10 protein-coding genes are annotated in these 11690 nt (G+C 70.5%); 3 read left to right on the top strand and 7 right to left on the bottom strand.

The genetic code is table 11. The features are described 5' to 3' along the window. Positions 1-88: 88 nt before the first annotated feature. Positions 89-1612: a glycosyltransferase family 39 protein gene (locus AB0J74_RS10390; protein WP_363446737.1), complete on the bottom strand. Its 1524-nt coding sequence runs from the start codon at positions 1610-1612 to the stop codon at positions 89-91. Positions 1613-1881: 269 nt separating this feature from the next. On the opposite strand from AB0J74_RS10390, the gene AB0J74_RS10385 reads away from it, so the two are divergent. Beyond that, on the top strand, positions 1882-4872 hold the full coding sequence (locus tag AB0J74_RS10385) for an EAL domain-containing protein (RefSeq protein WP_363446735.1): 2991 nt from the start codon (positions 1882-1884) through the stop codon (positions 4870-4872). Positions 4873-4962: 90 nt separating this feature from the next. Further along, the gene (gene gnd, locus AB0J74_RS10380; protein ID WP_363446734.1) at positions 4963-5982 is read left to right on the top strand and encodes a phosphogluconate dehydrogenase (NAD(+)-dependent, decarboxylating); all 1020 of its coding nucleotides are present in this window, start codon (positions 4963-4965) and stop codon (positions 5980-5982) included. Positions 5983-5997: 15 nt separating this feature from the next. On the opposite strand, the gene AB0J74_RS10375 is transcribed toward gnd, so the two are convergent. Next, complete coding sequence (locus tag AB0J74_RS10375) at positions 5998-6351, bottom strand: DoxX family protein (protein ID WP_363446732.1); 354 nt, start codon at positions 6349-6351, stop codon at positions 5998-6000. Between the two features lie 96 nt (positions 6352-6447). On the opposite strand from AB0J74_RS10375, the gene AB0J74_RS10370 reads away from it, so the two are divergent. After that, the gene (locus AB0J74_RS10370) at positions 6448-7350 is read left to right on the top strand and encodes a LysR family transcriptional regulator (RefSeq protein ID WP_363446730.1); all 903 of its coding nucleotides are present in this window, start codon (positions 6448-6450) and stop codon (positions 7348-7350) included. 136 nt (positions 7351-7486) lie between these two features. Here AB0J74_RS10370 and AB0J74_RS10365 read toward each other — a convergent pair whose 3' ends face one another. From AB0J74_RS10365 to AB0J74_RS10345, 5 genes are all read right to left on the bottom strand, one after another. Next, positions 7487-8452: a glycoside hydrolase family 11 protein gene (locus tag AB0J74_RS10365; protein ID WP_363446729.1), complete on the bottom strand. Its 966-nt coding sequence runs from the start codon at positions 8450-8452 to the stop codon at positions 7487-7489. Between the two features lie 234 nt (positions 8453-8686). Then, a complete protein-coding gene (locus tag AB0J74_RS10360; protein ID WP_363446728.1) occupies positions 8687-9703 on the bottom strand; it encodes a YihY/virulence factor BrkB family protein in 1017 nt (338 codons plus the stop codon). Positions 9704-9771: 68 nt separating this feature from the next. After that, complete coding sequence (locus AB0J74_RS10355; protein ID WP_363446726.1) at positions 9772-10095, bottom strand: STAS domain-containing protein; 324 nt, start codon at positions 10093-10095, stop codon at positions 9772-9774. Between the two features lie 96 nt (positions 10096-10191). After that, the gene (locus AB0J74_RS10350) at positions 10192-11382 is read right to left on the bottom strand and encodes a PP2C family protein-serine/threonine phosphatase (protein WP_363446725.1); all 1191 of its coding nucleotides are present in this window, start codon (positions 11380-11382) and stop codon (positions 10192-10194) included. After that, positions 11379-11684 carry an STAS domain-containing protein gene (locus tag AB0J74_RS10345; RefSeq protein WP_363447766.1) on the bottom strand — a complete coding sequence of 102 codons (306 nt, stop codon included), beginning with the start codon at positions 11682-11684 and terminating at the stop codon, positions 11379-11381. The genes AB0J74_RS10350 and AB0J74_RS10345 overlap by 4 nt, the downstream gene beginning before the upstream one ends. Between the last annotated feature and the right edge of the window lie 6 nt (positions 11685-11690).

Here is an 11690-nt window from a genome sequence, read left to right as displayed (position 1 = left end):
ATCCCTCCCGCACTCGACGCGACTATGCGGGAAACTCCCGATTCCGCCTGGGGGTTCTCCCTTACCAGGCCGGTTCCGGCCGCTCCGATCAGTCGTCGTGCGTCAGGTGGGGCCACAGTCCGGCCCAGTCGGTTGTCGGGCCGGAGCAGAGGCTCAGGTCGAGATGGTTGAAGTCGGTGTCCACATCGTACGGCGCGACAAAGGTGTCGACCTTCGCGCAATTGCCGAAGTAGGGCCGGAGCTCGTCGGCGGCGTCGACCGCGAGCACCCTCGCGTCGGAGGCCGAACCGGGTCCCCACATGCCGTACGCGTTGTGCCCCGACAGCACCGGAGGTAGGCCGGCCGGGCCGAGGACGTCGAGCGCCGCCGCTTCGGCGTAGTTCCCGGTGAAGATCGACGTCGGTGGCGTGCCGGAAGCGGCGAGGGTGGCGTTCTCGGTCGCGACGAACTGGGCCAGCTGCGGCCAGCCGACCGTGTCGGCCAGGTCGCCGCTGGTCGTGTGCGCGTGCAGGTCACGCACCGGCCAGACGGGCAGCAACGTGGGCAGCTCGACCACGGTCGCGACCAGAATCGCGCCGACGACGAGCGTACGCCGGCCGAACGGTCGCCGACCCCGGGCGAACCAGCGCTCGGTCGCCACCGACCCCGCCGCCAGCACGGCCGGCAGCAGACCCGAGGTGTAGTAGGGCTTTCCCGGCACCCACGCCAGGACGTACACGGCTACCACGGTGACGGTGACCGCGAGGTAGCGCATCCGCGGGCTGCGCCACAGCCACACGACGCCGGCGATCAGCACCGGGGCGGTGAGCAGGCCACCATAGAGGATCTGCGCCGGCAGCCCACCCAGGTAGGCGGCCTGGGACGTGTTCTCCCGGTGCAGTGATGCGGCCATCTCGAACTGTGGCCAGCCATGCGTCGCCTGCCACATCACATTCGGCGCCCAGATGATCGCGGCGACCGCGCCGCCCAGCCACGGCCAGCGTGTGGCCAGGACGTCGGCGCGGCCGGTGACCAGCAGGCCGACGGCGAGGGCCAGCAACAGCAGCGCGACCAGGTTGTTGGTCTGCAGTCCGAGGCCGGCGGCGAGGCCGGCGCCGAGCCACCAGCGTGGCCGGTCGCGCCCGATCGCGGTGGTCACGCACAGCACGACCAGCGTCCAGGCCAGCAGCGCCGGTGGCGTCGTGTTTCCGATGTGGACCGCGCCGAGCAGCACCGGCGCGCTGGCCAGGCACAGTGCCGCGAGCACGCGACCGACGCGTCCGGCGCCGAGGATCGCGGCCTGCCGGGCGGCCAGCACGACGATCGCGCCGCCCGCGAGCGCCGGGAGCGTCCGTACGGCCGTCGGGTCGATGCCGCCGATCATCGTGACCAACCGGGTCAGCAGCGGGGCGACCGGAGGCTGGTCGACGTAGCCGAACGCGAGGTGGCGGCCGGCCTGGATGAAGTAGAGCTCGTCCTGCTGGAAGCCGTAGCCGGCGCTGAAGGCCAACTCGACGCCGACGAACGCCGCGGCGATGATCCAGACCAGCACCGGCAGGCGGTCGTCAGGCTCGGTCACGTGCCCGTCGGCACCCGCGCTGCTGGTCGCATCACGCCGCAGCACACCACTCATGCCGATTCGCCTCCGTGTCATCGTTCCCCCGCCGGAGCTCAGCATCGCAGCGGGGGCGAATCGGCGGATCGCCCGATCCGCTGGGGCGGCGGTGGACCTTGCCGCTCGTTCATCCGACGTAGCGACTCCACCGATCGGTCGAGCAAGACGCGCAGGTGGGAGGCCCTATACGACCGATTAGCCGTCCTTGTCCGTTTGGCGGCGAAGCCGATGGGTACCCCCACGTCGTGACTGCCGCGCGGCGTCTGTCAGGGCGCTCTCCCGCCTGGATGGGCGCCGTCGTGGCGCACCTCACTCCCTGGCGTGGGGTCTATCTTGCGATCATCGCGGTGGTCGCCCCGGTCCTGTTCGTCTTCGGGCCGACCCGGACGGTCGCGGTGGCGATCGTCGGCGGCGCCAGCGTGCTTGCCATCGTCGTCGCGGTGCGGCGCGGTACCGTGCGCCGCGGTGGCGCCTGGCTGTTGATCGCTCTGGCCGCGGCACTACTGACCGCCGGCGACGCGTTCACCGCCACCGCCACCACCGGCGTCATCCGGTCGGGCGATTTCCCGAACGTCCCGGACGTCATCTTCCTCAGCGCGTACCTGCCGCTGACGGTCGGCGTGCTGTGGCTGGCGCAGCCGACCTCCGCCACCCGCAACCCGTTGCTCGTCCTCGACGTCTCGGTGTTCACGTTGGCCGGCTCGCTCGTCGCCTGGATCCTGGTGTTGCGCCCCGCGATCGACGCGCCCGAAGCGGGCACGTTGGCCACGACCGTCGCCGTCTCCACCGTGGTCGGCTACGTCGCGGTGGTCGCCGCCGCCATCGGTGCCCTCATCGCCGTGGGCCGCAGCCCGGCGATCCTGTTGATCGGTGTCGGCACGGCGGTGTTCCTGTTCGCCGACCTGCTCTACATCCGCGCCCGCGTGCTCGGGACGTGGGGATTGTCGGCACCCGGTGCCTTCCTGTTGCTGGTCTCCGTGGCCGCGTGCGGTGTCGCGGCACTGCTGCCGATGCGGGAGACCGCCCACGACGCCCGGCGGGCCGGTCGGCGGCTCGGGCTGGTCGGAATCTGCGTGATCTCGATCGGGCTCGTGGCAGCGCCCACCGCGCTGCTCGTCGAAGCGAGCCGGGGAAACGTACAGACCGGAATCCTGATCGGGATCGTCGCGGTCGTCATCGCCGCGCTGATCCTGGCCAGGGTGGTGCTCTACGCGCACGCCAGCCGCCGCCGCGCGGGCGTGACGTCGGTGGTTCGCAAGACCCTGCGCAAGCTCGCCATCGCCACCGACGAAGGGCAGGTACGCGGCTCGGTCCGGGCCGCCGTGCGGGAGATGCTGCCCGACGGCACCGTGAGCGACGTCCAACTCGTCCGTGACGGGCGCCGCGGCGTGACGCCGGAGGTGCGGGCCCGGGCGACGGATGATCCCCGCGCGGAACCCGGCGAACTCGTCTACCCGCTCGACAGCGCAGCGGCGGTCGCCTCGGACGCGGCGGACGAGGGCGTGGCGACCGCCGGGGGAGTGGCCGTGGTGACCGCGCCGGTTGCCCTGCTCGACGAGTACTACCAGGCACTTCAGGCGATCCTCGACCAGGCGGCGTTGGCCCTGGACCGGATCGACCTGCTCCGCCGGCTCCGGGAGAGCGAGCGGGAGCGGTACTTCCGCAGCATCGTGACCACGAGCACTGACGTGATCATGATCAGCCACGACGACCGCATCGAGTACGTCAGCCCGTCCGCGACCCGGATGTTCGGTCACGACGTACGCGGCGAGCGGTTCGACCGGTTGGTCACGCCCGCCGAGGCGGACCGGGCGGGGTGGGGCAGCCTCGAGGACGGCGCCGAGGGAGTCGTCGACCGCCCGGGCGTGGGTACGTCGGTGGTGCAGGTATATCGGCGCGACCTGACCGCCGACCCCACCGTCAGGGGAGTGGTGACGACGCTGCGGGACGTCACACAGGAGCGGGCGTTGCGCCGCGATCTGGAACGCCGCGCCAACCAGGATCCGCTGACCGGACTGGCCAACCCCAAGCGGTTCCGCGAGGACATGCGTGACGGCCGCCGCAGCACCGGTGGACGGGCCACGCTCTTCGTCGATCTCGACGACTTCAAGGCCGTCAACGACACGTTCGGGCACCAGATCGGTGACGGCCTGCTGGTCCTGATCGCCCGCCGGATCGAGGCGTGCGTGGGCGATGCGGGCCTGGTCGCCCGGCTCGGTGGTGACGAGTTCGGGGTGCTGCTGCGCGACGTGGACGCGGGGCGGGCGCGGGCGATCACCCAGCGCATCTCGGACACCCTGGCCGAACCGGCCGTCGTGGGCGGCATCCGCGTCGACGCGCAGGCCAGCATCGGGCTCGCGTACGTCGCGAACAGCAGCGACCCCGACGTGCTGCTGCGGCAGGCCGACAGCGCCCTCTACAGCGCGAAGGCGGCGGGGAAGGGCCGCTGGCGTCAGTTCCGGCCGGGCATGCCGGCACCCACCCGGCAACACCTGGGCCTACGGGACCGCCTGACGCGGGCGTTGGCGTCGAACACGCTCGCACTGCACTACCAGCCGATCGTGGACACCGCCACGGCCGAGCCGACCGGTTTCGAGGCACTGCTGCGGCTGCGGGACGGCGGGCCGCCGATCTCCGCCGAGGAGATCCTCCAGGTCGCCGAGTCGACCGGGCTCGTCGCCGAGATCGGCGACTGGGCGCTGGCCCGGGCGCTGCAGGACGTACCAAGGCTCAACCGCCCCTCCGGGGCGGACCGGTACGTCGCGGTCAACGTGGCACCGCGTCAACTGCGACTGCCGGACTTCGGCGAGCGGGTCACCCGACAGCTGGCGCACGCCGGGGTGACGCCGGACCGGCTGGTCCTGGAGATCACCGAGGGAGAGTTGGTCGGCGAGAACGAGCGGGCCTGGGCAGACCTCGACGACCTGCGCACCGAGGGCGTACGCGTGGCGATCGACGACTACGGCACCGGCTACGCCTCCCTGTCCTACCTGCGGCAGACCGCCCTCGACCTGATCAAGATCGACAGCTCCTTCCTGACCGACCCGAAGTCTCCGCGAACCCGTGTGCTGGTCGAGGCCGTCGCCGGCCTCGCCGGGGAGCTCCGGCTCGGCCTGGTCGCCGAGGGCGTTCACAACCCGGCCTGCCGACGCCTGCTGCTCGACGTCGGCTGCCCGTATGCCCAAGGCCACCTGTTCGCCAGGCCGATGCCGGCGAACGCGGCGGGCACCTGGCAGTTCACCGGGAACGCGGCCACCGTCGATCCGGACGCGGGCTGAGGCGCGAACCGGACGGACCCGATGTTTGCCGAACCCGAGCCGCCTTCCAGAGCGGAGGTGTTGACTGGTCGGGGGAGAGGAGAGTCGAAGATGCGACTGGGAATGGTCGGCCTGGGCCGGATGGGCGCCAACATCGTTCGTCGACTCCTGCGCGCCGGCCACGAGTGCGTCGTGTTCGATGTGGACCCGTCGCGAGCCAGCAGCCTCGAGTCGGAAGGCGCGGTCGCCGCCGTTTCGCTGGACGACCTGGCCGCCAAACTGCCCCGGCCCCGGGCGGTGTGGATCATGGTCCCGGCCGGCAACATCACGAGCAACACGGTGGCCGACCTGTCGACCCGCCTCGACGCGGACGACGTCATCATCGACGGCGGCAACTCGTACTACCGGGACGACGTCGCCCGCGCCAAGTCGCTGGCGCCCTCCGGCATCCACTACGTCGACGTCGGCACCAGCGGCGGGGTGTGGGGCCTGGACCGCGGCTACTGCCTGATGATCGGCGGTGAGCAACCGGTCGTCGACCGGCTGCGGCCGATCTTCGAGTCCATCGCCCCAGGGGTGGAGGCGGCCGCGCGCACGCCCGGCCGCGAAGGCGAGCCCGTCCCGTCCGAACACGGCTACCTGCACTGTGGGCCGACCGGTGCCGGCCACTTCGTCAAGATGGTCCACAACGGTATCGAGTACGGCCTGATGGCCGCCTACGCCGAGGGCCTCAACATCCTGCGGAACGCCGACGCCGGCGCGGTTCGGCGTGACGCGGACGCGGAGACCGCGCCGCTCGAGCACGCCGAGTTCTACCGGTACGACATCGACCTGACCGAAGTGGCCGAGGTCTGGCGCCGAGGCAGCGTCATCGGTTCCTGGTTGCTCGACCTGACCGCCCAGGCGCTCCTGCGCTCACCGACCTTGCAGGAGTTCTCCGGCCGGGTCTCCGACTCCGGTGAAGGGCGCTGGACGGCCATCGCGGCGGTCGAGGAGGGCGTTCCGGCGCCGACCCTCACCACCGCGCTGTTCTCCCGCTTCGAGTCCCGCGAACGCGACCAGTTCGCGAACCAGATCCTCTCCGCGATGCGGAAGGGTTTCGGCGGCCATGCCGAGAAGCCGGCGGGGTGAGAGGTCGGTCCGGCGTCAGCGGTCGGCGATGGCCAGCGCGGCCGATGCCAGTGCCAGCGCGAAGAACGCTCCCGGGATCGCGATGTTGTGGTAAACGCGGGCACGGATGTGGGTCGCGAGCGCGCCGGCGAAGAACAGGGTGAGCCCGACCGCGGCCGCGATACCGAGGGGTCGCAGCCCGACGACTCCGAGCAGGAGCCCGGCCGCCGCGGCGCCCTTGAGGAGCCCGAGCGGGGTCAACCAGGTCCGCGGTACGCCGACCTCCGCCATGTTCGCCAGGACGAACCTGGCCCGCGCGAGGTCGGCGACCGCGACGAAGGCGTTGGCCACCAGCGCGGCGACGGTGACGATCACGTAAGCGACGAACACCCTTTCGATCCTTTCGTACGTCTGCATCGTCCTTACGTTCCAAGCCTCGCCGTGGTCCTGCCGCGCGTCCAATACACGCTTCAATAACCTGTTGGCATGGACCTCGACACCCGGCTGCTGCGCTCCTTCGCCGTCGTCGCCGAAGAAGGGAACCTCACCCGCGCGGCGAACCGGCTGTTCGTGTCTCAGCCGGCGCTGACGAAGCAGATCAGGCAGTTGGAGGACCAGCTCGGGGTGCCGCTGTTCACCCGGTCCCGGACGGGGATGGTGCTCACCGCGGCCGGCCAGGCACTCGCTGACCGGGCACCGGCCGTGCTGGCCGGCGTCGACCAGGCGCTGCGGGAGGCCAGAACCGCCGCCGGTCGCGCCGCTCGGGTGCTGCGGGTGGGATTTCTGGCCGGCGCCGCCAACGAGGCCACCCAGCAGATCATCGCGGCCTTCGCCCACAGCCGGCCGGACTGGCAGGTGGAGATGCGCGCCGCCGCCTGGACCGACCCCACCGCCGGACTGGCCGCGGGCGAGACCGATGTCGCCCTGCTGCGGCTGCCCTTTCCCGGTCAGCACAGCCTGCGCGTCGAAGCGCTGTTCACCGAGCCTCGCTGGGTGGCGTTGCCCGCCAACCACCCGCTGGCCGCGCGCGACCAGATCGATTTCCGGGATCTGTGGGACGAGCCGTTCGTGGCCGCGCCCGCCGAAACCGGCTGGTGGCGCGACTGGTGGCTGGCCGCCGACGAGCGGGAGGGACATCCGGTCCGGATCGGAGCCGTCACCGGGAGCGGTCAACCCGACGACTGGCTGACCGCCATCGCCAACGGCCACGGCATCGCCCTGGCTCCGGAATCCGCGGCGCGCTACTACGCGCGCCCCGGTGTCATCTACCGGCCCGTTACCGGCGTCAGCCCAAGCCAGGTCGGCGTCGCTTGGCCGCCCGCCGCGGACACCAACCCGGTCGTCCAGGACTTCGTCCGCTGCTGCCTGGACAACAGACCGGAGCTTTGACCGGCTTCCGCCGCGGTTGCGCGCTCGGCGGCACACCGCCGTGGCCCCCGCACGCTCCACACCGGACCGCCCTCCTCCGCGGGGGTTGACCGGAAGGAGGGCGATCCGTCAAGCACACCCTGGCGGGGTGCCCGGGCTAGCCGGTTCGACAGGTGACCGTCGGCCAGGTCCAGTTGCCGTTGGCCATGACGGTGATGCCGAAGTTGTTGCCATTGCCGTTCGGTCTGGCGGTGATCGTGCCGCTCGTGCCGCTGACCGAGGCGTTCCAGCTGTTCTGCAGGGTCTGGCCGCCGTTGAGGTTGAGGGTGACGACCCAGTTGCTGGCGCCGCTGACCGCGACGTTGAGGTTGAACCGGTCGCCCCACTGCTGGCCGGCGGACAGGGTCGCGGTGCAGTTGCCGCCCTGCGGCGGCGGGGTGGTGGTGCCGCCGCCGCTACCTTCCCGGACGGTGATGTCGGAGCTGCCGCTGCTCTGGTAGCCCTCGGTGGCCATGATCTGGTAGCTGAAGTTGCTGCCCAGGTTGAGGCCGGCCCGGGCCCAGGCGTCGAAGTGGTTGGCGGTGGTGATCGTGCCGCCGGTCCGCTTCTGCTGGCGAACGCTCCAGTACTGGTAGAACGTGGCGGTGCCGTCGATCGACGGCTGGTTGACCCGCTGGGTGCGGTAGAGGTCGTAGGTGCCGCCGTCGGTGGTCACGGACCCGACCCGGGTGGCGCCCGTGCTCGGGTTGTAGGTGCCGAAGTTCTCGACGACGTAGTACTCGATGAGCGGGTTGCGCGTCCACCCGTACAGGGCGAGGTAGCTGTTGCCGTTCGGGTTGTAGCTGCCTGAATAGGTGACCGTCCGCCGGCTGCCGGTGGCCCAACCCTTGCCGCCGACCCAGTTGTTGGTGCCGCTACCCCATTGGCTGGAATACCGGCCGTCGGCGCGCAGCGTCATGCTCGCGTTGCCGCTGTCCTTCCAGAACGAAAAGAAGAACCCGTTGTGCGTACCGGTCGTGTTCGAGCTGACGGTTCGGTCGGCCTCCGCGTACGCGCTCGTGGCCATCGCCGTGCTCACGACGGCCAGCACCACGGCGCACGTGGTGCCGACGAGCAGCCGCATTCGGCCGCGTCCTGCCGGTCTCGTGGGGGTGTCGTTCATCCGCTTGCGTCCTCCTTCGCTTGCTCCCTTGCATCGATCGGGATGGATTCGGAGTATTGCAGCGGGGTTTCGGGGGCGTCAACGAGTTCCGGAAACTTCCGGCCACTAGGTGGGATCCGCGCGTACCGATCAAGCGCATTTACGTCTTGGTTTGTTGCCGAGCGTCTCCGAAACTTCCGATCGCTCGACGGGTTGTCAGCCCCGCTTGAGCTTGCGGGTGTCGCGCAGCTCCACGTAGGGCTCGTCGGTCTCGGAGTGGCCCGCCTGGATGGCGCGGCTGCGTTGCAGCTCCGCGTCGAACTCGGCGCCGAGCAGGATCGCGATGTTGCTGATCCACAGCCAGATCAGGAAGACGATCACGGCGGCCAGGCTGCCGTACGTCTTGTTGTAGGAGCCGAAGTTCGCGACGTAGAACGCGAATCCGCCGGAGGCGACCAGCCAGATCACCACCGCGAGCAGGCCGCCGGGGCTGACCCACCGGAATCCGCCGTGTCTGGCGTTGGGTGAGGCCCAGTAGAGGATGGCGAAAAGCAGGCTGATGATCAGAACCAGGATCGGCCACTTGGCGACGTTCCACACCGTGACGGCCGACGAGCCGATGCCCAACGCCTTACCGATCTGCTCGGCCAGGCGTCCGGTGAAGACGACCATCAACGCCGACACGACCAACAGCACCCCGGTGACCAGCGTGATGGCGATCCGGATCGGGAGCGTCTTCCACACCGGCCGACCCTCGGGAACGTCGTAGATGGCGTTGGACGCCTTCATGAACACACCGACGTAGCCGGATGCCGACCACAGCGCGGCGAGCAGGCTGACCACCGCGACCAGCCCGGCCGTTCCCTGCTGGCCCTGCTGCAGGCTTTCGGCCGCGTTGCTGATGATCGAGGCGACCGTCCCCGGGGCGATGTCGGTGAGGTTCTCGGTGACGGCCCGGACGGTGTCCGGGCCGAACAGCCGCAAGCAGGTGACGATGAGCAGCAGCCCGGGAAAGATCGACAGCACGCCGTAGTAGGTCAGCGCCGCCGCCCACACGGTGACCGAGTCGTCGCCGAACTCCTTCGCCGCGCGCCGGAAACTGCGCAGGTAGGACATCTTCGTCAGGTCGCTGAGTTCGTCGGGGCCCCGGTCGGCGGTCGGCTGCCGGGGGATCGACCCGCTGCCCTTCGCTGCCTGGTCCTCGGTGCCTGTCCGGCCTGGATCGTCGCTCATCGGTCGCACCTCCCGGCATGGCGATGCCCCGTGCCCGGAGCCGCAAACCAGCGGCTACGGGACGTCGCTCACCGCGGAGGTGACACCAGTGTCTCGTAGAGGCCGGCGATGCGTAGCTGCTTCTCGACGAAGGGCGCCACACCCTGCACCGAGAAGCGCACCTGCTGGTCACGTGCAGCTTTGAGGCCAGCCACAAGCGCTCCCATGCCGGTCGAGTCGACGAAGGTCACGTGTCGCATGTTGACCATCACCATGGGTGGCCGTTCTACCTGAATCGTCTGCTCCAGCACATCCCGCAAGGCATCGTTGACGGCCACGTCGAGCTCTCCCCGCAGATCCAGCACGACCGTACCGTCCTCGAGGAGGCGCCGGCTTACCACCGCTCTGGCCACTGTCCCTCCCACTGTCCTTTGCCGTATAGCAAGAACAGTTCATGTGCTACCCCCACCGCCGTTCCTCAAACGAGACGGGCGGGCCGGCCGGCGCCGTCAGGGAACCGCCCGATCGGCGGCGGCCGCCGACCATTCCACCAGCACCAGAGTCGCGTCGTCGCGGGGCGGTCCGGCCTGACGGTCGACCACGGTATGCGCGAGCGCGCGCAGCGTCTCCGGCGCCGGTAGGTCCTCCTGGGACACATCCTCGGCGAGTGCGACGAGCCGATCGAGGCCGAACTGGGTGCCCGAGACGTCGCGGGCCTCGGTCACGCCGTCGGTGTAGAGCAGCAGCCGATCGCCGGGGCGGAACCGGAGTTCCGCGGGCTGGTAGCTGCCCGGCTCGACGCCCAACGGCGGCCGGCGCCCCTGATCGAGGGTTTCCGCGGCCGCGCCGTGCCGGAAGAGCACCGGCGCGGGATGGCCGGCGTTGACATAACGCAAACGGCCGTCACGGAGGTCAAGATCGGCGAGGACGGCCGTCACGAAACGCGCGTCGTCGAACTCGCCACGGATCGCCCGGTCGGCCGCGCCGGCCAGGGATTCCAGGTCGCCGCCGGTCCGGCGGGTGGTGCGCACGGCGCCGAGCGTGGTGGCCGTCGTGAGTGCCGCGCGCATCCCCTTGCCGACCGCGTCGTACACGGCCAGGCGGACGATGGGGCCGTCGACGCTGTAGTCGAACGCGTCCCCGCCGACCTCGTAGCAGGGCTCCAGGATCGCGGTGACGATCGCCTCCGGAGTGGCGAAGGTCAACGGCGGGAGCAGGCTCCAGAGCAGGTCCGCGGCCGGTGTCATCGGGCGGCTGCGCCGTACCCGTTCCAGATGATCGCCGTACTGCGACTTCGCGGTGATGAGGTGCCCGATCATGCCCGCGAACAGCCGGCACCCGGCCAGTTCCGAAGCGGGGTCGGCCCCGTCGTCGAAGCCCGCGAGCACGACACCCAGCCGCTCGGTGCCGTTGACGATCGGCACCCAGAACCGAAGTGCGGGCCCATCCGCACGGACGGTGCGCAAGGTGGTGAACGCCAGTCCGGCGGGACTGCCGTTGACCAGCTCGGCCGCGCCCTCCGACAGGGGGTGCAACGTCCGCTGCTGGTAGTCGGTGAGATAGACGCTGATGGTGGCGGCCGGCTTCGCCGCGGCCGCGGAGACGAGTTCGGCGAGCTCGGCCGGGCCGGTCCGGTGACCGGCCTCGACCAGCTCAGCGACGGCGTCGCGCCATGCTGCCGGTACGGCGGCGGGTGTCACGACGAGGACAGACCCAGGAGCCCGGCGACGTTGGTCAGCCGCAGCACGTTGGCGACGATCGGCTGCGGGCTCCGAACGGTCAGCGTCGTGCCGCGGCCGATCGCCGCCTCCCGGCCGTGCAGCAGCGCCCGGATGCCACTGGAGTCCAGAAAGCTCACCTCGGCCAGGTCCACCACCAGCGGGCCGGCGCCCGAACGCAGTGCGCCGAGGATCGCGTCTTCCATTTCGACGTGCGTATCCATGTCCACCTCGCCGGCGACTCGGATGACGGTGACGTCTCCCGGTTCTATATGCGCTTCCACCACACC

It is taken from the genome of Asanoa sp. NPDC049573 (assembly GCF_040676615.1).
Classification (GTDB): Bacteria; Actinomycetota; Actinomycetes; order Mycobacteriales; family Micromonosporaceae; genus Asanoa.
This window is presented reverse-complemented; position numbering and strand designations above follow the sequence as displayed.